Consider the following 24,552-nt stretch of genomic DNA (forward strand, 5'->3'; position numbering starts at 1 on the left):
TTCATCGTGCGGCCTCCACTTCTTTCGGCGTAATGAGATCCCCGGTGTGGTTACTCCAGGCGTTTCGTTCGTAGGTGATGACGGCGGCGATGTCGCGATCGCTCAACTGCTTGCCATAGGCTTGCATGACCGGATTCTTCTTGCTGCCATGAACCACGATATGGATGTGGTCCTTGACGGATAGCTTCATGCCGTCGAGTGCCGGGAAGGTGCCCTTGATGCCCTGGCCGTTGGCCTGGTGACAGGCGGCGCAGATCGAGCCATAGACCTTCTCGCCTTGTGCCATGGCAGTTTTCATGTCCCACGGTCCGGCTGCTTCGGCCTTGGATGCGGCTGCGGCCGCCTTTTCCTTGTTCACCCATTCGGCAAATGCCGCTGGCGTGACCGCCTTCACCACGATCGGCATGAAGGCATGTCCGGCGCCGCATAGCTCGGCGCATTGCCCGCGGTACGTGCCCGCTTTCTTGACGACGAAGGTCATGTTGTTGATTTTTCCGGGGATCGCATCTGTCTTGAAGCCCAGCTGCGGCACCCACCAGGAGTGGATGACATCGTCGCTGGTCACCCGGATCTGCACGGTCTTGCCGACAGGGACGACCATCGGGTGATCGACGTTCAGCAGGTAATACGGTGCGCTGGCAGGGGATTCCTTGGCGCCCAGCTGACTGGCGTCGCGGCTGGAAGTGGCGAGGTTGCTGAAGAAGGCAATGTCCTGATCAGGATATTTGTAATGCCACTTCCATTGTGAACCATGGACATCCACGATCACGTCAGGCTTGGGGGGCTGGGCATTTGCCGCGACCAGTGCCATGGTCGCAGGAACCGCCACGGCAATCAGAATCAGGGCGGGGACCAGGGTCCAGATGATCTCGATCGTGGTGTGCTCGTGGAATTGGGCGGCCACGGCACCGCGTGAGCGGCGATGTCGTATGAGCGACCACGCCATGACGCCAAACACGCCCACGCCGATGAGTACGCAGACCCAGAACAGCAGCATGTGCAGATCGAACGCATCATAGCTGGTAGATGTCACCCCATAGGGCATGTTGTAACTGAACGGGTCCTGCTCTGCGGCTATTGCTGGCGTAATTGACGTGATTAGCGTCAAAGCCAGCGGTATTAATCGCTTTACCATCCTGACTCCTTTTCGATTTATTCGAACTTATCGAGCAATGCAAAAACTAATTATTAATTCCTCGGGTCGCGGCAAGTGCTGTCCGCGATAAAACGAAATCATTCTACATTCGGGTTGAAGAAAATTGTCAATAAAAATATTGAGCATTGCTATTTTAATTTTGTATATCGTTAATTACTAAAGTTAGTTTGCAAGACTATTTAAATAGAATAATATTCTTATGGATGAATAACTGTATTTAATGTGTGGTTATTCTGCATCAGACAATAATCAACTTCTAATGGATCTTTGTCTGTCTGATTCTGCCCAGGTTTGCCCTGGTTTGCCCGGGGTTTGAGCTGGGGTTTGTGCTGGCACTTGTGCGGGTGTTACGGTTTTATTTATGACGGATTCAGCTTTTCCGTTGTGTTTCTGCGTGGGTTTTTCGGGGCTATATTTCTGAGGCGAGTCTGCTTTATACGGTTTCTTGTCGAGATTCCGCTGGGTGGGTTCGCTGATTTTAATTTTTTAACATACTGTTTCGTAATGTTTTCCGTGATTGCCTGCGGTGTCGTTTTTCGGAAAGTGGTCTGCGTGTTCCTCTCGGGGATAATCCCGACAAGTCACAATGCAGAGGGTTGGTGGATTCAAAAAACATTTTATCGGGTGCGGTTGGTCGTCTGGGGTATATAAACCTAATAGCCAGTAGAATTGATATAATTGATAGGTAATCTTTTGGGCATTGGCTACTATTGTGGCGTGATATGAATCACAAACTGGAGATAGGATATGCACTACATTGGCAAACTTGCGGAGATGCCAGGAGTCATTGCCGCAGGGAGTTTCACCTATAAGGGTGAAGTAATTAAATATGTGGGCCAGTTGAGCCAGAAAGAGGCGCAGCAATTGTCGTCTCTATGTGTCGCAAACCTGCGAACGGTTCGAATGCAGGGCAATATGCTTCAAGCGCTCACCGCCTATAAACCGGGTAATGATCGTTGCGGTCTTCACTCCGCGAAGGGGTGGGTCGTGCATGGCGCACAAACGACGGTATGCGTTGTTTCGGATTCCTTCTGCATCCTCAAGAATCGTGACGGCTCCCTGAACGAAGTTCTTCACTTCATGCTCAACGAGAAAAGGAACGCAAAAGACAATCTCATCTAATCCAGACATGGCCTGTTCATGAGCGGACTTCAGGCCAAAAGCATAACCGTAGAGCGGACATACCAAGGAGCACCATCATGGCCACAATGAGTGAATTGACCCAAGTTCCCGGCGCAATTGCTGGGTTCACGTTTTCGCAAACCGGAGAGCTCATCGAATCCGATATCAAGCCCGGCAACCATGAACTCGACGAATCAACCCTCGGGCTGCTGGCGCACATCTGTGTCGCCAATATGGCGATCAGCAACATGCAGGCGACCGGATGGGAAAAATCCAGCGATCTCAAAGGCTTTCATCCCGTCGAGGGATTCACCTTCGTCTGCGTCGATGTGTCGGTCGTCAGCCGGGGCCATCAGGCAATCGTTCTGATCAACCACGGCGCCGATTACGACAAGGCCTTTCGAGCCCTTGCTGGCTGAGGAGGGCACATGATCAAGCAACTGAAGAACATTGAGGGTGTCCTGGCCGTGGTCGTGTTCAGTGAGGGGCTGAATCCGGAACCGATGGCCGTCCATGGCGACATGCCGATTGAAGAAGCCAAGCGCCTGTCCCGTTTCGCCAATGACTACATGCGCATGCTGCAGGGCATGGTCGACCAGTTTGCCCACTTTGCCCCGTCCACCCGGTGGAACCCGGTCGACGGCTGGGCCGTGCATGGCCCGATGTTCTCGGCTTATGGCTGGGGCAATCTGGCCTGTGTGGTCGATAACCGGAAGGTGAATCACAACTTCATTCAGGAGGTCCGGGACGCGTTCGTCAACATGTAGGGGTGGATGGTCGAGCGCACGATGTGGCGCTGGCATATAGAGACCAACACCGAACGCTTGCCGCGCCGTCTTCATCCACCGCCCGCTTCATGATTCGCCTGCTTGCATTCAACGGATGCAAGCAGGCTTTCCTTATTTTGGCACCCGATACGCCGCCCCTGGCGATTTCAGGGCGCTCATGTCGAATGAAATCCCAAGGCACGTTCGTGCCGGTATTACCTTCCCTGTGGGGTTTTGTCCGTCGACTCTGTTGGGGATTGCCCTAAACGGCTGGCGTGCCCGAAGGAGGGAGTTTATCCAGCAATCCCAGTCGCTCCAGGCGGTAGCGGAACTGGCGTGGCGTCATGCCGAGGGTCATGGCCGCGCGGGTCTTGTTACCGCCGGTCAGGCGCAGGGCGTCGAGCAGGCTTTGCCCCTCGTCGGCGCGCACCCAGCCATAGCTGCGCTGGGCGACGTTCGGCCGGGGATCGAACAGGGGCATCGCAGGCGCCGATGCAGCGGGCATGACCGGCGCGGGCGGCGGGATGATTTTCTGCTGGGTGCCGGCTTCCAGGTGTTCGCCGATATGCGCCTCGTGCTGGAGGATCAGAATGACGTCGTCCACGGTGATCTCGCGGTTCTGCGCCACGAGCACCGCGCGCTTGATGACGTTCTCGAGCTGGCGGATGTTGCCTGGCCAGTTGTAGCTTTCCAGGCGCTCCAGTACGCCCATGCCGAATACGGTGTTGCGATCGAATTCGTGGTTGGCCGTCTGCAGGAAATGCCGGGCGAGGTGACGCACGTCGCCCGCCCGTTCGCGCAATGGGGGCAGATGGATCGGGAAAACGTTGAGCCGGTAGAAGAGGTCGATCCGGAACCGCCCTTCATTTACGGCCTTCTGCAGGTTCTTGTGGGTGGCCGCGATGATGCGCACGTTGACCGGAATGTCCTGCGTGCCGCCGACGCGCTTGATGGCCTGTTTCTCCAGCACGTGCAGCAGTTTGGATTGCAGGTCGAGGGCGAGATCGCCGATTTCGTCGAGGAACAGCGTGCCGTGGTTCGCCAGTTCGATGATCCCCTGCTTGCGCACCACCGCGCCGGTAAACGCGCCTTTCTCATGGCCGAAGAGTTCGGATTCGAGCAGGGCCTCGGGGATGGCGGCGCAGTTGATGGCCATGAAGGGGCCGTCGCGGCGCTGGCTCGTGATGTGCACCATGCGGGCGAAGCGCTCCTTGCCCGTGCCGGATTCGCCAGCCAGTAGCACCGTGGCCTGGGTCGGCGAGACGTGCAGGGCCTGGCGCAGTGCATGCCGCAGGGCCGGGCTTTCGCCAAGGATGCCGTGGGTGACCTCCGTCTGCTGGTCCAACGCCTGTTTGAGGGCGCGGTTCTCGTCGGCCAGCAGGGCGGTTTTTTCCGCGATGACTCGGTTCAGGCTCAGGATCTGCGCGATCAGGGTCGCCAGTACGCGCAGCAGGGTGATGTCCCGGCTGAAGGGGCGTTTGCGCCCCCGAAGGCGATGGGCGCCCAGCACGCCGAGTCGGGCGTCATTGTGGACGATGGGCACGGCGAGGAAGGCCACCGTTTCCTGGGGGAGCGTGCGACGCTCGACCGCGCGTGTCAGGTAGACGGGTTCGTCGTCGATGTTCTGGATCACGGCGACCTGGCCTGTCTGCATCACGCGGCCGGTCACGCCTTCGCCGATCACGTAATGACCGCGTTCCCGTTCCGGCGTCGTGAGGCCATAGGCGTAGCGGATGCTCATGGTTTCAGCGCCCGGGTCCTTGAGCGCGACGCGGCCACGGTTCAGGCCGATCATCTGCGACATCAGGCGCAGGATGCCGTTGATGGCTTCGTCCGGCGAACCCCCGTGGGTCATCAGTCGGGAGGCTTCGTAGATGATGAGGAGTTCGACATCCTCGATATCGGTATCGGTTTCGAGATTCTTGATGGCGGTCAGGGTCATGATGCGGACTCCGGGGCGTCGAGGGGCTTTCCCGATACATCGCAAAATGTGCGCCAATCTGTCCGGTGCTTTGTAGAACATTGTTCGACAATGTGCGGCGGGGTTCAGGCGCGATTGGCAGGCGCGCAAGCGCACCGATTTTCCTCGTTAGGCGGTCTGGCGTGCGCCATATTGGTGCATTGTCCGCCGATGGCGCGTCATTCCTTGCTGGCGGCCGGCATTTCCTGATCTTTTTCGGGGCAGTTTGCAACTGGGGCTTGTTTGGCATGGGGCTTGCGTTGTCCCTAGTGCCAACTACCTATTCGCATACTTGTTACCCCGGGAGATCGCCCATGTCTGCATTTAAAAATCCCTTTGATTCCGCCATCCGACTGAAGGGCGGATGCTCCTGCGGCCAGCACAAGAGTCAGGCCGAGCACGATGCCGAGCGTGTGGCCCAGGCCGTGCCGCAGGACGAAGAGGCCGGATTGAACCGGGTCATCGAATCCACCCTGGTTCGGGCGATCTTCCCTCATGACGAAACGCGTCGTGCCTTCCTCAAGGCCGTGGGCGCCGGTACGGCCATGGCGGCCTTGTCGTCGATCTTCCCGCTGGCCTCGGCCCAGGCCCTGGCCGCCGAGGGTGCCGGCGCGCTGGAGAAGACGAAGCTGAACATCGGCTTCCTGCCGATCACTTGCGCCACGCCGCTGGTGGCCGCCGACCCCCTGGGCTTCTATGGGAAGCAGGGCCTCTCCGTCACCCTGCAGAAAACCGCCGGCTGGGCCGTGGTGCGCGACAAGACGCTGTCCGGCGCGTTCGACGCCGCGCACATGCTGGCGCCCATGCCGCTGTCGATCAGCCTGGGCGTCGGTGCCGATCCGAGCCCGATGATGATGCCGGCCATCGAGAACATCAACGGCAACGCCATCACCCTGCACGTGAAGCACAAGGACAAGCGCGATCCCAAGCAATGGAAGGGCATGACCTTCGCGATCCCCTTCGATTACTCCATGCACAACTTCCTGCTGCGCTACTACCTGGCCGAGAACGGCCTCGATCCCGACAAGGACGTGAAGCTGCGCGTAATGGCGCCGCCGGACATGGTGGCCAACTTGCGTGCCGAGAGCATCGACGGCTTTATCGTGGCCGAGCCGTTCAACCAGCTGGCGGTGTACCACGGCGTCGGTTTCATCCACATGCTGACGAGCGAGATCTGGAACAACCATCCCTGCTGTTCGCTCTCCGTCTCGCAGAAGTTCGTCACCGAGAACCCCAACACCTTCGCCGCCTTGTTCCGGGCCATCCTGACTTCCACCATGCACTGCTCCGACATGAAGAACCGGCCGGCCGTGGCCGAAGCGATCGGCGGGCCGAAGTACCTCAACCAGCCGAAGGTCATCCTGGATCAGGTGCTGCTCGGCAAGTATGCCGACGGTCTGGGCCACGTGAAGGACGATCCGAACCGCATCAACTTCGATCCGTTCCCCTGGGACTCCATGGCCGTGTGGATGCTGACCCAGATGAAGCGCTGGGGCTACATCAAGAAGGATATCGACTACAAGGCGGTTGCCGAGCAGGTGTTCCTCGCGACGGACGCTCGCAAGAAGATGGCCGAACTGGGCTTCACCGCGCCGGAAACCAATTACAAAAAGGACGTGATCATGGGCAAGACCTTCGATCCGTCGAAGCCGACCGAATACCTCGAGTCCTTTGCCATCCGGAGAACCTGACATGCCGCTGTCGCTCAACCTGCGCGCCGTGATCGTTTCCCTGATCTTTCTGGCCGCATTCATCGGGATCTGGCATCTGGCGACCCTGCCGGAGCAGTCGCAGACCACCTACGCCGATCCGGCCTACGCCGCGCTGATGGGCGGGGCGTCGCCGGCCAAGTCGGGCATCCCGTCGCCGGGGATGGTCTGGCATACCGCCATGACCAACCTGTCGAATCCGTTCTACGACAATGGGCCGAACGACAAGGGGGTCGGCCTGCAATTGGCTTACTCCCTGGGCCGGGTGCTGGTGGGTTTTCTGCTGGCGATCGTGATTGGGGTCCCGCTGGGGTTCGTCATCGGCATGTCGCCGCTGATGCGCAAGGCCATGCATCCGTACATCCAGATCCTGAAACCGATCTCGCCCCTGGCCTGGATGCCGCTGGCGCTGTACACCATCAAGGACGCGTCGTTCTCGTCGATCTTCGTGATCTTCATCAGCTCGATCTGGCCGATCCTGCTCAACACGGCCCACGGCGTTGCCTCGGTGCGCAAGGACTGGCTCAACGTGGCGAGAACGCTTGAGGTAAACCCCGTGCGCACCGCCTTCAAAGTGATCCTGCCCGCCGCGGCGCCGACCATCCTGACGGGCATGCGGATTTCCATGGGCATCGCCTGGCTCGTGATCGTGGCGGCGGAAATGCTCGTCGGCGGCACCGGGATCGGCTACTTCGTGTGGAACGAGTGGAACAACCTGGATCTGTCGAACGTGATCTTCGCGATCTTCGTGATCGGGGCGGTGGGCATGATCCTCGACATGATTCTCGGTGCCATCGCCAAACTTGTGACCTATCAGGAGTGATTGAATGAGCCAGCCTTTCCTCAAAGTCGAAGGACTGAAAAAGGTCTTCCCCGGGGTCGGGGGTGGCGCGGACGTCACCGTATTCGAGAACATCCATTTCGGATTCGAGAAGGGGGAGTTCGTCTGCATCATCGGCCACTCCGGCTGCGGGAAATCGACGATCCTGAACGTGCTGGCCGGGCTGGATTCCGCCACGGCCGGCAACGTCTTCATGAACGGGCGCGAGGTATCCGGGCCGAGCCTGGATCGCGGCGTGGTGTTCCAGAGCCACGCCCTGATGCCCTGGCTCACCGTGATCGAGAATGTGGCTTTCGCGGTTTCGTCGCGCTGGCCGGATTGGTCGCGCGGCAAGGTTCAGACCCAATGCGAGAAGTACCTCGATCTCGTGGGGCTGGGCCACGCCCTGCACAAGAAGCCGCATCAGCTGTCCGGCGGTATGAAGCAGCGGGTGGGGATCGCCCGAGCTTTTTCCATCGAGCCGAAAATGCTGTTGATGGACGAGCCCTTCGGGGCGCTCGACGCCCTGACCCGGGGCGTGATTCAGGACGAACTGGTGCGGATCTGTTCGGCCACCCAGCAGACGGTGTTCATGATCACCCACGACGTGGACGAGGCGATTCTGCTTGCCGACAAGATCGTGCTGATGTCGAACGGACCCGAGGCCAAGATCGCCGAAATCGTGGAGAACCCGCTGGCGCGACCGCGTCTGCGTTCGATCATCCACCACGAGCCGGATTTCTACCCGCTGCGCAATCATCTGGTGGATTTCCTCGTGACGCGTTCCAAGCGGATTGCGGAGGGGCATCTGCCCGAGGGCTACGATCCCATGCATCCGCCCCTGGTTCGTCCGACTGCGCCGGCGGAATCGCCGATGGCGGAAGTCGGCTGATCACCCGGCAGTTATCTAATCCCCCGGTTCCAGCTCCGTGGGGAAACGATCCCGGTCGGCGACCTCCGTCGGCCGTTCTTTTTTCCGGTTCGGAATCATGGTGATGCTCAACCCGCCGAGCACGATCGCGCCGCCCACCAGTTGCGCCATCGTCGGCAGGGTGCCGAGCGCGATGCCGGTGAGCATGGCGAACACGGGGACGAGATTCATGAAGATGGCCGTGCGTCCCGATCCCAGACGCTGGATGCCGATGTTCCAGAACAGATAGAAGCCGACGGTGCCGCCGATGACCATGATGGCCAGCGCCAGGGCCGCTTCGGCGCTGGGCATGTGGATCGGACCGGCGTGTATGAAGGCACCGCTGGTCAGGATCAGGGCGCCGGCGCCCATGACGAGGGTGGTATTGACGAGGGCGTTGCTTTCCTTGGGCATGAGCCGCCGGCTCAGCACGTTGTACAGCGCCCAGGCGATGTCCGCGCCCAGCATCAGCCAGTCGCCGTCGACTACCTTGAGACTCAGCAGGTGCCGGAGATCGCCTTCGGTAATCACGATGGTGACGCCGAACAGGGCGATGGGCAGGGCGATGAGCTGCCGGACGGTGGCCTGTTCGCGCAGGATCAGGGCTGCCAGAAGCGTCGTCAGCAGGGGATTGGTGGCCATGATCAGGGCCGCATTGTCGGCGCTGGTCGTGTTCATGGCATCGAAGAACAGCAGGTTGAACCCGGTGATGCCCACCCCGCCGAGAATGAGATAGGCCAGCCAGTGCCGGCGAATCAGCGACAGGATGGGCGCGCGTTGCCAGAGAATGATGGGCAGCAGGAACAGTGCCCCCAGCAGGAAGCGCAGCGCCGCCGCCCAGCCGGTCGAAATTTCCGGCAGGATCATGCCGGCCAGCACGAAATTGGCCCCGCCGAAAAAGGTGGCGGCAATCACCATGGCGTAAACGGGCAAGAGGTTCATCAGGGGACTCCCTATGAGTCGGATCGTTGGTGGGTAATGCAAGGGACGAAAAACGCCAGCGACAGGGTGCTGGCGTCCGGAATCGGGCGAGCGATCCTGTCGTCGCCCGTCTAAGCCTAGCTTAGATCAGAAATCCCGCTCGACCTTGAAGGTGTTGAAGATGATGTCGGCCGAGACGTTGCGGGCAGCGTGGGCCACGGCGTCGAAGATGTCGCGATCCGTCCAGCCGAGCGCCTTCAGGGCGGCGATATCGTCGGCGTTCACCGCGAGCGGGGTTTTCACGGACTTGAGCGTGAACAGCAGCATCGCCTTGTCCTTGGGATCCAGGATCGCCTGATTGGGATCCTGTCGCGTCGCCGCGACCTGCTCCGGGGTCTGTTCGCAGCGATTGATGAGCAGGGCGGCATTGAAGTCCACGCAGTAGTCGCAGTGATGCGCCTGCGAGACCAGCATCCGCGTGGTCGCCAGCAGCGGCAGGCTGAGGGTGGGGTGGTTGAAGAAGTACCCGAGGACCTCCAGATTCATGCGGAGCTGCTCCGGGCTCGCGCTCATCAGTTGCATGATGTTGGGCACCCAGCCCAGTCTTTCCTTGAGTTGGTCGTAGCTTTCGGCCAGTGCACCGGTCGCCTGTTCGGGGGGGACGGTTGAGATCAAAGACATGACGGCTCTCCTGTGTTCAACTGCGTATCGGTCATAAAACTGTCATACCGACCATTCGGTATGACGCGTGCCCAAAAAAAATCGCGACTCCTTGGGCGCGATTCCCCGGGTTGGTTGGTGCCGTCTCAGCCGCTATGCGGCCCAAGATTCAGCACGTAATTGCGTAACTGCGAAAGGCATTGCTGGAACACGGCCACCGATTGGCGGTTCTTGGCCATGCCCCAGCAACCCTCCCAGGCGGAAACGATGAACAGCGCCGCGCTGCCGCAATCGACGTCCGGACGGATCTGGCCCTGGGCCTGACCCGTGACCAGGGCCTGTTCGATGACGGATTGCCAGGTCTGGAGAATCTCGTTGAGGCGCGCCTTGAAGTCATCGTCCAGGGGGCTCATTTCCTGCGTCAGGTTATTCAGCGGGCAACCCAGCCGGATCGATTCGTCGGTCATGGTCTCCCGGCGGAACTGCAGGTAGTCGAGCAGGGCCTCCACCGGCCTTTCGGCGTGGCGAAGGGGATCCAGTATCCGTTCTGCAAGGCTGGGAAGGATGACCTCGTCCACGACGGCCAGCCCCAACTGCTGCTTGGAGGGGAAGTGATGGTACAGCGCGCCCTTGGTCAGTCCGGTGTCGGAGAGAATCTTGGCGATACTGGCCGCCTGGAAACCGCAGCGATGAATCTCGCTGGCGGCCGACTGCAGGATCTTTTCCCGGTTGATGTCGGGCGTCTGATCCCGGGGCTCGTCCGGGGCGGGCGTGCTGCGCGTCTCGTGTGCTGTCTGGTTCATGGATCGTTTAGATACCGACCGGTATGTATGTTGGAATGATCTTAGTCTCCGTCCGGTATTTTGGCAAGTCGCACCGCGAACATTCGTGGCTTGACCCCATGCGGGCCCGGCGGTAATTTTTTTCGCACGCGACGCCAGCAACAAGGCAGGGAGCAACAGATGATTGTCGATCCGAAAACCGAAACATTGAGTGGCGTGCGCTATGTCCATAGCCCGCATTGCGACGATCGCCCGCCCGACATGGCGATGACCCTGGTGGTCATTCATGGTATCTCGTTGCCCCCCGAGCAATTCGGCGGACCGGCCATCGAGCAGCTGTTTCTCGGACAACTCGATCCGGCCGGTCATCCCTATTTTGCGGAAATCGCCGGGCTCAGGGTGTCGGCACACCTGCTGATCCGCCGCGACGGCAGCATGGTCCAGTTCGTGCCCTTTACCCGGCGGGCCTGGCATGCGGGCGAATCTCGGCTGGGCGATCGCACCCGCTGCAACGATTTTTCCATCGGCATCGAGCTGGAGGGCACCGATACGCATCCTTATACTTCGGTTCAGTACGATCAGCTGACGCAGGTGTTGGCTGCCCTGAAGCAACGCTATCCGAGCCTGCGGGACGTCCGCGGACACAGCGCGATCGCCCCGGGGCGCAAGACCGACCCTGGGCCGGCGTTCGACTGGGGACGACTGGCCAATTATCTGCCGTCCGGTCTGAGTCTGGCTTAAGATAGTTTCTGGCTTGTGGTTCTTGGCTTCTGGTCCTTGGCTTCGGTCAGGGCGGGTTCGTTTATCCCGAAGTCATGATTCCTCGGCATACTGTCCGCTGAACGTGCATGAATAAGAAGAATATCCGGTTGCCCTGTCGGGCGGATCAATACCATCAAAGGGACAAGAAACCATGAAACTCATCGTATTGCTGCTGGTGCTGGCCCTCGAACGCTTCTGGCGCCAACTGGTTTCCTGGCGGGCGGATCGTCAGGCCGAGCGTGCGTTCAATCGCGTGTATCAATCGCTGGGTGACGTGATCGGCCGAAAGCCGGCTGCCATCGTGCTCTGGCTGGTGCTGCCGGGGCTCGTGTGGTGGTTCGTCGATACGATCGGCGACGGCTTCTGGGGCGTCATCCTGTATATCGTGTTCTCCCTGCTGGTCCTGGTGGCCCTGCTGGCGCCGCGCCAGGCCCATGTACGTGCCCAGGCGCTGGAAGCGGCGTGTCAGACCGGCGACGAGGCGCAGGCCATGAAGGAGCGCGAGGAACTCACCGCGGACACGAACCTGGATCCGATCTCGGCGCGCCCCCAGCAGCTGGCCGAACGCATCATCGTGCTCGGTTTTCACGAGTGGTTCGCCGTGCTGTTCTGGTTCGTGCTGGCCGGTCCGGCCGGTGCCTTGCTCTATCGGCTGACGGACTGGTTTGCCCAGCCCCAGCCGACGTCGACGCCGGTGGAAGACGAGAACGCGGCGGAAGAGGGCGTGCTCGTCGTCGACGACACCCTGACCGACCAGCCGGCGGAATCCCTGGACGAATCCTCGGATGAATCGGTACGGACCCCGGCGGCGGAACCCGTTTCCGTCGCCGACGAATTCCGACGGATCCAGGGCTGGCTGGATTGGCCGGCGGCCCGCGTGTTCGCCCTGTTGCTGCTTCTGGCCGGTGGGTTCAACCGGGGCTGGTCCGCCTGGATCAATGGCGGCACGGGCCTGAGCAGCAGCACGATGTACGAGCGCAACCAGCACCTCATCGGCCGCGTGGGTCATGCCTCCCTGGAACTGGAACGCGAGGACGACTGCGGCGATGAGCAACCCTGCCTTCTGGATCAGTCCCGCTGGTACAAGGACGCCTCGGGCATGGTCCTGCGTGCGTTGATGCTGGGCCTGGGCGGCGTGGCGCTGATTACCTTGTCGGGTTGGATTCAGTGAGTGGCGCCCAAGCGCCCGGCCAGTCGGATGCCGTGACCCACTTCGACCTGATGCGGCATGGCGAACCGCGGGGCGGTCGTCTGTATCGCGGCGATCGTGTCGACGATCCGCTGAGTGAGCTGGGCTGGGTGCAGATGCGCGATCGGGTCGAGCTCTGCCGGCAGACGGGGCAGGACGACTGGACCGCCATCATTTCATCCCCCCTGTCACGATGCCGGGCTTTTGCCGAGGATCTGTCCCTCGCGCGCAACCTGCCGCTGCATATCGAACCGAACCTGCGCGAGATCGGGTTCGGCGTGTGGGAAGGACTGGCGCATGCCGAGGTGCCCGAAGTCTATCCGGAACAGTACCGGGCCTTCCGTGCCGATCCGGTTCATGGCCGGCCAGAAGGTGCGGAGGACATGACTGCGTTTTTCGAGCGGGTATCCGGCGCCTTGCGCCAATGGTCGGCCACCCTGGCCGGGCAGCGGGTTCTCGTGATCGGCCATGCCGTGGTCATGCGGGCGGCGCTGGTCTGGGCGACCGAGGCGCCACTGCGTTCCATCACCCAGATCGACACGGAGTACGCCAGCCTGCTCAGTCTGCGCTGGCGAAGTCAGACGGCGCCTCTCCCCCGGGTGATCGGTCTGCAGAATCATCTCGCCTCCGTAAAGCCGGTGCCCATGCCGCCCCCGGTGCCCCCCGCATGAGTCGGGCGGTTTCCGCGCCGACGCCTGCCGAATCCCCCGCGCTGACCCTCACGATTTTCGGCCTGCAGCCCGTCGAGACAGTGCGGGATGCGGATTCGGCACGGCATCACGTCCATGCCTTGGCGGCGGTCGATTCCGTCTGGCAATGGCCCCATCCGGAATCCGCCGATCACGAGGGGGCGGATCCCGAGGTTCGTCCCGGGGCGCATCGTCCCCTGTTGGAAGCCCTGCAACGCCGTCGCCGACGGGCGCCTGCGGCACCTGCAGGCGCCTGTGCCGACGATCTGGCCGCGCTTGCCCGGCTGCGACTGCACCAGTCGACGGTCGAGCCGGCGGCGTTGGTTGCGCTGCGGGCGGATCTGGCCGACGATCCGGCATTGTCCGACCTGCTGGCAGGACATCCCGAGTGGGTGGCTGTCAGCCGCCTGGCGCTGGTGCATCTTCAGGCGGGTACGGACCATGCCCTGGTGTTCGGCCCGCGCTATCTCGATCTCGCCGCAGCAGATTGGGCGTCGCTGGCCGGCGATCTCAACGACTGGTTGATCGAGGACGGGCTGGCGGCGTTCACGACGCGTTCGGGGCGGCATTATCTCGCGTATACGGCAGCGGGTCTGTCCCGCGTCGGGCAGCACGATCTGCCGCCGCTGGCCTGCGCCCTCAATCGCAACGTCCAGCCTTTTCTGGCAGGCGACGACGTGCGCCCCCTGCGTCGCTGGCTCACCGAACTGCAGATGTGGCTGTATGCCCACCCCCTGAATGCCGCCCGGGCGAAACGGGGCCGGCCGGAACTGAACAGCCTGTGGGTGTGGGGACGAGCGCTGCTCGCGGATTTGCGCGCGCAGCCGAAATCCGCCGAAGGATCCGACCCGGGCGATGGGGTGCTCGTGTACACGGATTCGGCCGAGCTGGCCGGCGCTCTGTGGGTCGGGCAGGGCGCCGATGCGGCGGTGCTGATGACCGGGGCGCTGCCCGATCTGTCCGACTTGACTCAGCGGGGGGGGCGGCCGGGGGCTCGCCCCCTCCATGTCGTGTACACGGAACCGGCCTGGTGCTTTCTCGAAGGCGATGTGGCCGGATGGGCAAACGCCCTGGATGCTGCGGACGCGTTCCTGAAGTCTTGGTTGGCCGCCACCGGGCAGCAGCAGGGCTCGTTCGCACTGGATGACGGGCTGGGGCAATCCTGGCCGTCGGCAGGGAAGGGCTGGCGCAGCTGGCTGACACGACTGCGCCGGATGCGCTTGTTCCCGGGTTAAGATGCCCGGCCTGACTTTTCCCGTCCCCCTGCCATGAACGAACTGCCCCTGATCGAACGCCGACCGATCCCGTCCATCCCCGAGGCGATGGCCGACCTGAACCCGCGGCTGGCCCAGGTGTTGGCGCTGCGCGGGATCACGCATCCCGATCAGCTGGATCTCGGCCTTTCCCGATTGCTGGCGCCCGCCGACCTGCCGGGCATTGAGGTCGCGGCCGAGCGGATAGCCGCCGCCGTCCAGGCCGACGAACCCATCCTGATCGTCGGCGATTTCGATGCCGACGGCGCCACCGCGACGACGCTCTGCGTGCGTGCCCTGCGTGCCTTCGGCACGACGCGGGTGGCCTACACGCTGCCGGATCGCCAGCGTCACGGCTATGGTCTGTCGCCCGCGCTCCTGAGGGATTGGCTGGATGAAGCGGCGGAACCGCCCCGCCTGCTGATCACGGTCGACAACGGCGTGGCCGCCCATGCGGGTGTGGCTGCCGCGCAGGCAATGGGGACCGAGGTCGTGGTGACCGACCACCATCTGCCCGGTACCGAACTGCCGCCCGCCACGGCCATCGTGAATCCGAACCTGGCCGGCTCCGCCTTCGGTTCTCCGTCGCTGGCGGGGGTCGGCGTGGCGTTCTACGTGCTGGCGGCGGTACGTGATGCGCTGACCCGCGCGGATTGGTTCACGGATAGCCGTCCCCGGCCGAATTTGGCCCAATGGCTGGATCTCGTGGCTGTCGGCACGGTGGCCGACGTGGTGCCGCTGGACGACAACAACCGTCGTCTGGTGGCGCAGGGACTGGCCCGGATCCGGGCCGGGCAATGCCTGCCGGGTATTTCCGCCCTGTTCGCCGTGGCCGGCAAGGATCCGCGCCAGGCGGCGAGTACGGATCTGGGCTTCGTCGTCGGCCCCCGGCTGAATGCTGCCGGGCGTCTGGAGGATATGCGCCTGGGGGTGGCCTGCCTGCTGGCCGACGATCCCGCCGAGGCGCGTCACCGGGCGATCGAACTCGACCGCATCAATCAGGAACGGCGTGCCGTCGAACAGGAAATGCTCGCCAGCCTGGGGCCGGATGCACGCAGCGATGCGCTGTCGCTGGCCGATCTCCCCCGGCCCGTCAATCCCGCCGATTGGGTGCGCTATGACGTCGGATTCCATCAGGGGGTGATCGGTATCGTCGCCGGTCGGCTCAAGGAGCGTTGGCAACGGCCGGTATTCGTGTTCGCACCGGAAGACCCCGAGGCGGGCGACGCGCCCGATGCGCTCATCAAGGGCTCGGGGCGTTCGATGCCCGGTGTTCATCTGCGCGACGTGCTGGTGGCCATGGCGACGGCCGAACCCGAGTTGATGCGGGCCTTTGGCGGTCACGCCATGGCGGCGGGCGTCAGCATCGAGCGACGGCAGCTCGACCGTTTCCGAGGATTGTTCGCCGGAGAAATGGCGAAATTCGCGGATCGCCTGCCCGAACGCCTGGTCATCCCGTCCGATGGCGGGCTCGGTCCCGGGGAACTGACGGTCGATTTTGCCGAGACCCTGCGCGACTGCACGCCCTGGGGGACGGATTGCCCGGAGCCGGTCTTCGACAATCGCTTCGAGGTGCTGGATCGTGTACCGATGAGTGGTGGAAAGCATTGGCGGCTGACCCTGCGTCTGCGCGATCCCGATCGGCCCGAGCCGTCCGCGGGCGCGTCGTACACCGCCGTCTGGTTCGGCATCGGCGATCGCCTGCCCGCCAACCGCTATCTGCATCTGGCCTATCGGCTCAACATCAACCACTTCCGCGGTCGGCAAAGCCTGCAGCTGATGGTGGTCGGCGGGCTGGTCGCCTGACCGATTCTGATTGACCCGGGGGAATTCTGGGGAATTCTGGGGAACCTTTGTTAATCCCGGGGAATCCGGGGCGTGTTAGGTCGCCCCGAACGCTCAGCCGGGCGGAATGATCACCCCTTGACGACCAGCCAGGCAACCACGGCCAGCGCAATCAGAACGGCGATCACGATCGCGGCCCGTCCCATGCCGCCGGACGAGCCCTGAGCGGCCCCGTTTTCGTCCCGGTCCATCCAGTTGGCGGCCCAGGTGGACGTCCAGGGGACGCATTGCTTCCATTCGTCATCCTGCGCGAAAAAGTGCAGGAATACCCCGATGACCTCGTCCTCGGTCAGGTTCGGGTTCTCGCAGCTGTAATGCTGGTCTGGCGTCCCGTCTCGATATTCCAGTACGTAGCCGTCCTGCGGAGTGCCGGCGACCTGCACGTAGGTCTGCGTGCTGAGCGAGAGGATGACGAAACCCTCTTCCTGGTCGGCGAGACCGCGAATCGCGCCCTCGATGGCCTCGGCCGTGACGGCGCCCGAGTATTCCGTTCCACTGATCGTCAATTGCATGATCGGCTGCTCCTAGGTTTCCCCGGTGTCGGGGCTTGGGCGCATGGCACCATAATCCGCCGGAGCGGGGAAATAAAAAAGATTACCGATGTTTCTGTGTGGTTTATCCCGGGTCGGATGTTCGCGGTGGTATGGTGGGGCACTATCCGCAGACCGGCACAGCGGTCAGCGATGTTCGAAACGATTGCCCGGTTTTTTGCCGACGAGGTGCCATGTCGATTCCCACGTCCCTGTCCGAACCGGAGCTTCAACTGCGCCAGTCGGAGATCATCGGCGCCCTGTCCCATGCCCTGGACCTGACGGAAGGCCTTCCGGCCGGACACGCCCAGCGTTGTTGCTGGATCGGCATGCAACTTGGCCAGGAATGGGGTCTGGGCGATGAGGAACTCGCCGACCTGTACTATGCACTGCTGCTCAAGGATGCCGGGTGCTCCAGCAATGCCGCCCGCATCTTCAGCGTGTATGGTTGCGACGACCGGGCATTAAAGCGGGATTTCAAGCAGATCGACTCCGAGAAGTTTCTTGATGTGGCGAAGTTCGCCTGGTCACACATCAGCCCGGGAGAGTCCTGGCAGGCGAAACTGCCGCGTCTGCTCAATCTGGTGGCAAAAGGGGAGCAGATCGGCGAGGAACTGTTCCTGACCCGCTGCGAGCAGGGTGCGGAGATCGCGGAGCGGCTGGGGTTTTCCGGCCGGGTCTGCGAGGCGATCCGGGGGCTGGACGAACATTGGGACGGGCAGGGTAGCCCGAGAAAACTGGCGGGCGAGGCGATTCCGCTCTTTGCGCGCATCGCCCTGCTGTCCCAGGTGGTGGAAATCTTCTTCGCGGATGGCGGTGCGCCGCGGGCAATCGCGACCGTGCGGGCTCGGCGGGGCAGCTGGTTCGATCCCGCCCTGGTCGATGTCTTCGAGCGGATTGCCGTCCGGCCCGAACTGTGGGACGGGCTGCGCGACCCGGACATCGGCGCGCGTCTGGTCGCGCTGGAACCGGCCGAGTATGCCCATGGCGTGGACGACGACGAATTGGATCGCCTGGCAGGCGCCTTCGCCGCGGTCATCGACGCGAAAAGCCCCTACACCTTCGGCCACAGCAGCCGCGTCAGCCAGTACGCGCAGCTGATCGGCGCGGAAGTCGGCCTCACCGACCGGCAACTTCTGTGGCTGCGCCATGCCGCCCTCCTGCACGACATCGGCAAGCTGGGCGTCAGCAACAGCATTCTCGACAAGCCGGGCAAGCTCACCGATGCGGAATTCGATCAGGTGAAACTCCACCCGGTGTATTCGATGGACATTCTCTCGAAAGTTGGGATCTTCAATTCCCTGGCGCCGGTGGCGTCCGGCCATCACGAACGGCTGGACGGCCGGGGCTACCCCTGGGGCCTGAAGGGCGAACAGATCGATTTCGCCACCCGCATTATCAGCGTGGCGGACGTCTTCGATGCCGTGTCGGCGGAACGGCCGTACCGGGGCGCCATGCCATTGGATCAGGCGCTGGCCATTCTGGACGAGATGGCGGGGCCGGCGCTGGATGGGGATCTTGTGGCCGCCCTGCGGCGGACCTTATGATCGGGCACATTCCATTTCCAGATTGAATTCTCTCGACAGAAACTCGCCAGGGAGGCGCCTCGAATGAGCCAAGCAGTCGATCTTTCCACACAACCGGCCGACGACGTTGCCCGAGCCGGGCAGCCGCACGACATGGGAGGCTTTGTGGCCGGTACCCTGGTGCATACCGAGGACGGACTCAAGCCGATCGAGCAGATCAAGGTGGGCGATCGGGTGCTTTCGCGGCACGAGTCGGGCGAAGGCGAGCTGTGTTATCAACCGGTGACGCAAACCTTCCAGTACGAAGACCGGGAACTCTATTACGTGTCCTGGCAGGTGCTGGATAAAGAGACGCTCAAGCCGAAACAAATCCGTGGGGAAATGGCGGTGACCGGTGCCCACCCCATCTGGGTCAGGCGGGTGGTGGAAGAGCGCATGGATGCGGAGTGCGTTGATCTTGAGGAGACCCCACATGAAATCAACCGCTGGATGAGCATTGAAGAGATTTACCTATGGTATTGGAAGGCCTATTGGGACTTCGAATGGAACCGTGGCAAGGGGGGTGGGGCAAACGTCTATGTCGAGCTGGCCGATGGGCCCGCCTTGTTCGGGTACATTCAACCCATCTTGCAAAGCGACGATCCCGATGTCGGGGTGGGATTTGATGATGAAATACAATGGCTAAGAAATGCAGATACGGAGGGGTGCCGGGTTGATTTCAGGAGCGAGGAAGGGGTTCCCCGCAACGGATTGTCCTCGTCGGAATACGGCACCTTAGATAACGATCGTGTCGCAGCTATGTTGATCGATGATTTACAAGAAGCCTACGATCATCCGGATGCCTTGAATTTTACCAAGCGCTCGGGAGGCTACTTGCCCATGCGCCGGCGGGTGTACAACCTGGAGGTGGCCAATACCCATACCTATTTCGTCGGTGATCTCGGCTTGTGGGTGCATGACAGCAGCGTCCTTTCTTGTACCCAAATCAGACGATCTCCGCGCATAAACCCTGAACATTTAGATGGCTGACCCGCTGATGGGCCGATTCATACGGCAAACGGCAGGCGGTCGCGACGTTACCCCGAATTTGAGTAGCACAGGCATTTAGAGTCCAATCCCATGAATCAAGGAGATTGGATGTGGAGAAACGCTACAGCGAAGAACAGATCATTTGGTTATTGAAGGAGGCGGACACCGGTGTCCCGATCATTGATCATCGCTTGTACGGAAGCATTCACTCTAGTTCACCGTTCTTGTTGAGCCGAAAAATCCAGGCGTCGCCGAAGCCCGCGCCCTTGGACGAGGTATAACCGGCCACGGTGAAGCCGCCGTCGACGTTCTGCACGACGGCAGAGGCCCAATCCACCTTGCGGCCGCCGAAGGTGCGATCCCATCGCAGCTTCCCTTGAGCATCCAGGCGGATGACCCAGGCGTCGCCCTTGCCCGCGCCCTTGGACTGGGTGCTGCCGGCCACGGCGAAGCCGCCGTCGGCGGTGCGCACGATGGTAGTGGCCCAATCCTCCTTGCGGCCGCCGAGGGTGCGATCCCACAGCGCCCGGCCTTGCGCATTCAGGCGGATGACCCAGACGTCGGATGAGCCCGCGCCTTTGGAGTGGGTCTCGCCGGCCACGGCGAAGCCGCCGTCGGCGGTCTGGACCATGGCGCCGGCCCAATCATTTTCGCTGCCGCCGAAGGTGCGATCCCAGAGCACGTGACCTTGAGCATCCAGACGGATGACCCAGATGTCGGCCTTGCCCGCGCCTTTGGACTGGGTATCGCCGGCGACGGCGAAGCCGCCATCGGCGGTCCGCACGAGGGCGGTTGCCTCGTCCTCCTCGCTGCCGCCGAAGGTGCGGTCCCAGAGCACCTGGCCGTGAGCATCCAGGCGGATGACCCAGGCGTCCCCCTTGCCCGCGCCTTTGGACCGGGTGCCGCCGGCCACGGCGAGGCCGCCGTCCGCGGTCTGCACGACGGCAGAGGCCCAATCGTCCTTGCGGCCGCCGAGGGTGCGATCCCAGAGCACCTCGCCTCGGGCATCCAGGCGGACGACCCAGAAGTCGATGTTGCCCGCGCATGTGGCATCGTCCTGGTTCGCGCATGTGGCATCGCCCTGACCCACGCCCTTGGCATCGCCCTGGTCCGCGTCCTTGGACCCGATATCGCCGGCCACGGCGAAGCCGCCATCGGCGGTCCGCACGATGGCGTTGGCCGCGTCGTCCTCGCTGCCGCCGTAGGTGCGATCCCACAGCGCCTCACCGTGAGCATCCAGGCGGATCACCCAGGCGTCCACCTTGCCCGCGCCTTTGGAATCGGTGTAGCCGGCCACGGCGAAGCCGCCGTCGGCGGCCCGCACGATGGCGGTTGCACCGTCATCCTCGCCGCCGCCGAACAGGTGTTTCCAGAGCAAGGCCTCAGCCCTCGGCGGCTCCGCCTTGATCCTCAACGGCGGCGGCTGCGCATGGCTCGGCATTGCGACAGACAGGGCGCAGAGAAAGTATGCAACGGTGGCGAGTTTTTTCATGACGAATGGATCTCGGGTATTTCGAGCGTGTAGACCTCCGATTGTCACCACCGGATAGGTTATGCGAACAGGGGGGTGATCGTCACCATTCGGCTAGATTTGCTCCAGCTTTGTTTGTGGTGACGTCGCTCGTAGTCTCCGGGCGACATCAACTCTTTAGAACCGAGACGACGTCGGGATAAATTGGGTCATAGTTTTTGATCATAGGTTATACGGCTTAGGGGCAATACTCATTCCGAGTACTCGATCATTGTTCGGGTCACTAACCGCTATGCGCGGCCGAACCACTAATCGCCGCAACCATTACCCATTGTGGTAGAGCCAGTCGAGCAGGGCGTCCTGTACCCGGCTGCCGCCGCCGTTCTGCACGTTGGGTTCGTTCTGGAGGATGACGACCACGTAGCGGCGGCCAGATTCGGTGATCATGTAGCCCGCCCCCGCGCGGACGTCGCGCAGCGTGCCGGTCTTGAGGTGGATCATGCCGCGGGCGGGTTCGCCGCGCAGGCGTTTGCGCATGGTGCCGTCCACGCCGGCGATGGGCAGGGAGGCCATCAGCTCGGGCATGATCGGACTATCCCAGGCATAGCGAAGCAGCTCACCCATCTGCCGGGGTGAGATGCGTGCCTTGCGCGACAGGCCGGAGCCGTTCTCAATGTCGAACCCCTGCCAGTTCATGCCGATTTCCTTGAGCCAGGCGTCGATGGCGGCCTTGGCCTTCAGCGGGGTGCCGGGCGGACCTTTGATCTCGGCGCCAATGGTCAGGAAGATCTGCCGGGCCATCAGGTTGTTCGACCACTTGTTCTGCAGATACAGGTACTGGGTGAGGTTTTCCGAATTGTGCTGGGCGAGAAAGACCGCCGAGGACGGCGTGATGCCCTCGCTCCACAGACCGTCGATCTTGCCGCCCTGCTGGGTGAGCATGTGCTTGAAGGCGTAGTAGATGGCGTCGTTCGCGTTGCCGGCCACGAAGTAGTACTGGTCGGGCGTGCATTGGGCGCTGTAGGTGCCGTTCACGTCGATGCTGGGCGTGTTGGTGTCCGAGCCTTGCACGACGATGCTGGGTTGGTTGGCGCGCCCGGTACACGGCCCTTTCACGAGCTTGAGGTCGTTTTGCACCTGCAGGTTGGGGTTCGGCGGCCAGGCGCGCACGACGGCACTGCCGCCGGTGCGATCCGGCGGCGTGATGAGTACGCGGGTGGCGCGGTTGTCCAGCAGTAGGGCTTGCGGCAGGGCGTTGTAGACCCGTTCGGGATGGTTGTCGAAATCGGCGGGATCGGCCGGGCCCGGATCGAAGTAGCTGTTGTCGATAATCAGCTTGCCGGTGATTTCGCGCACGCCGAGGTCGTTGAGTTGGCGCATCAGGTCCCAAAGGTCTTCGCTGCGGAACCAGGGATCGCCGGATCCCTTGATGTAGACGTTCCCGTGAATGACGCCGTTCACCGGCAGGGCGTCGGCGTAGACACGGGTCGGCCATTGGAAATTGGTGCCCAGAATGTCGAGCGCCGCCACGGAGGTGACGAGTTTCATCACCGAGGCGGGGTTGTACAGATTATCGGGCAGATGGGCGAGCAGCGGTTTCTTGCTGTCGACGGCCTGGATCCAGATGCCCAGATCCTTGGCGCTGAGCTTCTGCTGGCGCAGGGTGTCCACCACCGACTTGGGCAGATCCGAATCGGCAGCCAGCGCCGCGGGCGGCACGCCGAGGCAGAGACCGATCAGGCCGGCGATGACAAGATTTCTGAACGATAAATCGAATCGGTGCATGGTGCGACTGCTCTGCGGATCTGCTCTGGGGGTGTCGTCTATGGCCGTTCAGCCTGCGATCACGCGTGAAACTTGCAGTGGTAGGCAACGTCCGCCGTGCAGCGCATCTGCAGGTTGCTGTTGGCCGGTGCTTCGAACACGGTGCCAGCGGGCGCCTTGAATTCAGCGGCATCGTCGATGGTAACAAACATTTCGCCGTCGATGACCGTCATGGTTTCGGCCGCCTTGAGGGGGAACAGGTAGGTGCCGGGCTGGAGAACGCCGACGCTGGCGCCGTTCTGGCCGTTGTCGAAGCGGAGGGATTGAACGGCGTCGTCGTGGTAGCGGCTGTGCTTGATGGTCATGGAAGTTCCTGAAACGGTGGGATGGAAAAACGGATTGTCGGAAGACGAACGCCCCCAGCGGGGGCGGTGCGTTTCGGTGACGCAGTCTAGCTGAAACCCGGGGGTTTTTTTAGTGGGTGTTTCATTGCGGTGACCGCATCTAGGCGTCGATGCGGTACACTACGCGGCCTTGAAAATGCAACACGAATATTCCCCATGATCGAAATCAATCCGATCCTGTTCAAGATCAAAGACCTGTCAGCGCGCGCCGCCGCGCTGAGGGGGTATCTTTGACTTTGACGTCAAGAAAGAACGTCTAGAAGAAGTCGACCGCGAACTCGAAGCGCCGGACGTCTGGAACGATCCCGCCCGTGCACAGGCACTGGGGCGCGAGCGCGCCTCGCTGGCCCGTGTGGTGGAGACCCTCTCGTCCATGGCCCAGGGGCTGCAGGACAACGCCGACCTGCTGGAAATGGCCGCCGAGGAAGACGATGCGGCGACCGTGGATGCCGTCGATCACGACGTGACCGAGTTCGAGCGGCAGATCGCCGATCTGGAGTTTCGCCGCATGTTCGCGGGCGAGATGGACGAATCCAATGCCTATCTCGACATCCAGGCGGGCGCCGGCGGTACCGAGGCGCAGGACTGGGCCAGCATCCTCCTGCGCATGTATCTGCGCTGGGGTGACCGGCGCGGATTCAAAACCGAAGTGGTGGAAGTCTCCGACGGCGAAGTCGCCGGCATCAAGTCCGCAACCATTCGTTTCGAGGGCGAATATGCCTTCGGCTGGCTGCGCACCGAAATCGGCGTGCACCGTCTCGTGCGCAAGTCACCGTTCGATTCGGACAACCGACGGCACACGTCCTTTGCTTCGGTGTTCGTCTCGCCGGAAATCGACGACAACATCGAGATCGAGGTGAACCCGGCCGACCTGCGCGTCGACGTCTACCGGGCCTCGGGCGCGGGCGGTCAGCACGTGAACCGGACCGAGTCCGCCGTGCGTTTCACCCACATCCCGACCGGCGTGGTCGTGGCCTGTCAGGCCGAGCGCTCGCAGATTCAGAACCGCGAGCGGGCCATGAAGATGCTGAAAGCCAAGCTGTACGAAATCGAAGTGCAGAAGCGCAACGCCGTCAGCCAGGCGCTGGAGGACACCAAGTCGGACGTTTCCTGGGGCAACCAGATCCGCTCCTACGTGCTCGATCAGAGCCGGATCAAGGATCTGCGCACGGGCTACGAAACCGGCAACACCCAGGCCGTGCTCGACGGGGACCTCGATCCCTTCATCGAGGCCAGCCTGAAGAGCGGCCTGTAAGCCATGGGCGCCTGTCGCCATCCGTCTT

Annotated in this window: 23 protein-coding genes; 14 read left to right on the forward strand and 9 right to left on the reverse strand. The window is 62.3% G+C overall.

Annotated elements, in window-relative coordinates; translation table 11 throughout:
- Position 1 precedes the first annotated feature (1 nt).
- Positions 2-1,135, reverse strand: coding sequence for a cytochrome c oxidase subunit II (coxB, locus tag A9404_RS11385; protein ID WP_066101688.1), 1,134 nt, complete (start codon positions 1,133-1,135; stop codon positions 2-4).
- A 768-nt stretch (positions 1,136-1,903) separates the two neighbouring features.
- Here coxB and A9404_RS11390 point away from each other — a divergent pair.
- The 3 genes from A9404_RS11390 (at position 1,904) to A9404_RS11400 (ending at position 3,045) form a co-directional block, all read left to right on the forward strand.
- Positions 1,904-2,278: a DUF2173 family protein gene (locus A9404_RS11390; RefSeq protein WP_066101691.1), complete on the forward strand. Its 375-nt coding sequence runs from the start codon at positions 1,904-1,906 to the stop codon at positions 2,276-2,278.
- A 77-nt stretch (positions 2,279-2,355) separates the two neighbouring features.
- Positions 2,356-2,697, forward strand: a complete 342-nt coding sequence (locus tag A9404_RS11395) for a DUF2173 family protein (protein ID WP_066101694.1) — start codon at positions 2,356-2,358, stop codon at positions 2,695-2,697.
- Positions 2,698-2,706: 9 nt separating this feature from the next.
- Positions 2,707-3,045, forward strand: a complete 339-nt coding sequence (locus A9404_RS11400) for a DUF2173 family protein (RefSeq protein ID WP_066101696.1) — start codon at positions 2,707-2,709, stop codon at positions 3,043-3,045.
- Positions 3,046-3,307: 262 nt separating this feature from the next.
- Here A9404_RS11400 and A9404_RS11405 read toward each other — a convergent pair whose 3' ends face one another.
- Complete coding sequence (locus A9404_RS11405; protein WP_066101699.1) at positions 3,308-4,987, reverse strand: sigma-54 interaction domain-containing protein; 1,680 nt, start codon at positions 4,985-4,987, stop codon at positions 3,308-3,310.
- Positions 4,988-5,319: 332 nt separating this feature from the next.
- Here A9404_RS11405 and A9404_RS11410 point away from each other — a divergent pair, with 332 nt between their 5' ends.
- From A9404_RS11410 to A9404_RS11420, 3 genes are read left to right on the forward strand one after another with little or no spacing between them, the layout of a single operon-like run.
- The gene (locus tag A9404_RS11410) at positions 5,320-6,696 is read left to right on the forward strand and encodes an ABC transporter substrate-binding protein (RefSeq protein ID WP_066101701.1); all 1,377 of its coding nucleotides are present in this window, start codon (positions 5,320-5,322) and stop codon (positions 6,694-6,696) included.
- Between the two features lies 1 nt (position 6,697).
- Positions 6,698-7,537 (forward strand): nitrate ABC transporter permease, encoded by an 840-nt coding sequence (gene ntrB, locus A9404_RS11415; RefSeq protein WP_066101705.1) that lies wholly within the window; start codon positions 6,698-6,700, stop codon positions 7,535-7,537.
- A 4-nt stretch (positions 7,538-7,541) separates the two neighbouring features.
- Positions 7,542-8,426 (forward strand): ABC transporter ATP-binding protein, encoded by an 885-nt coding sequence (locus A9404_RS11420; protein ID WP_066101708.1) that lies wholly within the window; start codon positions 7,542-7,544, stop codon positions 8,424-8,426.
- 15 nt (positions 8,427-8,441) lie between these two features.
- Here the strand turns inward: A9404_RS11420 and A9404_RS11425 are convergent, their stop codons facing one another.
- The 3 genes from A9404_RS11425 to A9404_RS11435 all read right to left on the reverse strand — a co-directional run bounded on the left by A9404_RS11425 (position 8,442) and on the right by A9404_RS11435 (position 10,828).
- Entirely contained in the window at positions 8,442-9,386 is a 945-nt protein-coding gene (locus A9404_RS11425) for a DMT family transporter (protein ID WP_066101711.1), read from the reverse strand.
- Between the two features lie 126 nt (positions 9,387-9,512).
- Positions 9,513-10,046, reverse strand: coding sequence for a carboxymuconolactone decarboxylase family protein (locus A9404_RS11430; RefSeq protein WP_066101713.1), 534 nt, complete (start codon positions 10,044-10,046; stop codon positions 9,513-9,515).
- A gap of 125 nt (positions 10,047-10,171) precedes the next feature.
- Positions 10,172-10,828: a TetR/AcrR family transcriptional regulator gene (locus tag A9404_RS11435; RefSeq protein ID WP_066101715.1), complete on the reverse strand. Its 657-nt coding sequence runs from the start codon at positions 10,826-10,828 to the stop codon at positions 10,172-10,174.
- 159 nt (positions 10,829-10,987) lie between these two features.
- Here A9404_RS11435 and ampD point away from each other — a divergent pair, with 159 nt between their 5' ends.
- The 5 genes from ampD to recJ all read left to right on the forward strand — a co-directional run bounded on the left by ampD (position 10,988) and on the right by recJ (position 16,506).
- Positions 10,988-11,548 carry a 1,6-anhydro-N-acetylmuramyl-L-alanine amidase AmpD gene (ampD, locus tag A9404_RS11440; RefSeq protein WP_066101717.1) on the forward strand — a complete coding sequence of 187 codons (561 nt, stop codon included), beginning with the start codon at positions 10,988-10,990 and terminating at the stop codon, positions 11,546-11,548.
- Between the two features lie 172 nt (positions 11,549-11,720).
- On the forward strand, positions 11,721-12,740 hold the full coding sequence (gene ampE / locus A9404_RS11445) for a regulatory signaling modulator protein AmpE (protein WP_066101719.1): 1,020 nt from the start codon (positions 11,721-11,723) through the stop codon (positions 12,738-12,740).
- A complete protein-coding gene (locus A9404_RS11450; protein ID WP_066101724.1) occupies positions 12,737-13,429 on the forward strand; it encodes a histidine phosphatase family protein in 693 nt (230 codons plus the stop codon). Before ampE ends, A9404_RS11450 begins: the two co-directional genes overlap by 4 nt.
- Positions 13,426-14,682 carry a hypothetical protein gene (locus A9404_RS11455; protein ID WP_066101728.1) on the forward strand — a complete coding sequence of 419 codons (1,257 nt, stop codon included), beginning with the start codon at positions 13,426-13,428 and terminating at the stop codon, positions 14,680-14,682. Before A9404_RS11450 ends, A9404_RS11455 begins: the two co-directional genes overlap by 4 nt.
- Before the next feature lie 33 nt (positions 14,683-14,715).
- Positions 14,716-16,506, forward strand: coding sequence for a single-stranded-DNA-specific exonuclease RecJ (gene recJ, locus A9404_RS11460; protein WP_066101731.1), 1,791 nt, complete (start codon positions 14,716-14,718; stop codon positions 16,504-16,506).
- Positions 16,507-16,616: 110 nt separating this feature from the next.
- Here the strand turns inward: recJ and A9404_RS11465 are convergent, their stop codons facing one another.
- Positions 16,617-17,057 carry a hypothetical protein gene (locus A9404_RS11465; protein WP_066101734.1) on the reverse strand — a complete coding sequence of 147 codons (441 nt, stop codon included), beginning with the start codon at positions 17,055-17,057 and terminating at the stop codon, positions 16,617-16,619.
- A gap of 212 nt (positions 17,058-17,269) precedes the next feature.
- On the opposite strand from A9404_RS11465, the gene A9404_RS11470 reads away from it, so the two are divergent.
- Together A9404_RS11470 and A9404_RS11475 are read left to right on the forward strand one after the other, a co-directional pair.
- Positions 17,270-18,622: an HD-GYP domain-containing protein gene (locus A9404_RS11470; RefSeq protein WP_066101736.1), complete on the forward strand. Its 1,353-nt coding sequence runs from the start codon at positions 17,270-17,272 to the stop codon at positions 18,620-18,622.
- A 63-nt stretch (positions 18,623-18,685) separates the two neighbouring features.
- Positions 18,686-19,630 carry a polymorphic toxin-type HINT domain-containing protein gene (locus A9404_RS11475; RefSeq protein ID WP_066101740.1) on the forward strand — a complete coding sequence of 315 codons (945 nt, stop codon included), beginning with the start codon at positions 18,686-18,688 and terminating at the stop codon, positions 19,628-19,630.
- 205 nt (positions 19,631-19,835) lie between these two features.
- On the opposite strand, the gene A9404_RS11480 is transcribed toward A9404_RS11475, so the two are convergent.
- The 3 genes from A9404_RS11480 to A9404_RS11490 form a co-directional block, all read right to left on the reverse strand.
- Positions 19,836-21,122 carry a hypothetical protein gene (locus A9404_RS11480; protein ID WP_066101742.1) on the reverse strand — a complete coding sequence of 429 codons (1,287 nt, stop codon included), beginning with the start codon at positions 21,120-21,122 and terminating at the stop codon, positions 19,836-19,838.
- Between the two features lie 303 nt (positions 21,123-21,425).
- Positions 21,426-22,886 (reverse strand): D-alanyl-D-alanine carboxypeptidase/D-alanyl-D-alanine endopeptidase, encoded by a 1,461-nt coding sequence (gene dacB / locus A9404_RS11485; RefSeq protein ID WP_082922936.1) that lies wholly within the window; start codon positions 22,884-22,886, stop codon positions 21,426-21,428.
- Positions 22,887-22,945: 59 nt separating this feature from the next.
- The gene (locus tag A9404_RS11490) at positions 22,946-23,230 is read right to left on the reverse strand and encodes a pyrimidine/purine nucleoside phosphorylase (protein WP_066101745.1); all 285 of its coding nucleotides are present in this window, start codon (positions 23,228-23,230) and stop codon (positions 22,946-22,948) included.
- A gap of 195 nt (positions 23,231-23,425) precedes the next feature.
- Here A9404_RS11490 and prfB point away from each other — a divergent pair.
- Positions 23,426-24,524 (forward strand): peptide chain release factor 2 gene (gene prfB, locus A9404_RS11495; RefSeq protein WP_156521319.1). Its coding sequence is split into 2 segments (ribosomal slippage): positions 23,426-23,500 and positions 23,502-24,524, totalling 1,098 coding nucleotides; the frame shifts between segments, so codons are not numbered across the junction.
- The last annotated feature ends 28 nt before the right edge of the window (positions 24,525-24,552 follow it).

Origin of the sequence: Halothiobacillus diazotrophicus, from assembly GCF_001663815.1 — a bacterium.
Taxonomy (GTDB): domain Bacteria; phylum Pseudomonadota; class Gammaproteobacteria; order Halothiobacillales; family Halothiobacillaceae; genus Halothiobacillus; species Halothiobacillus diazotrophicus.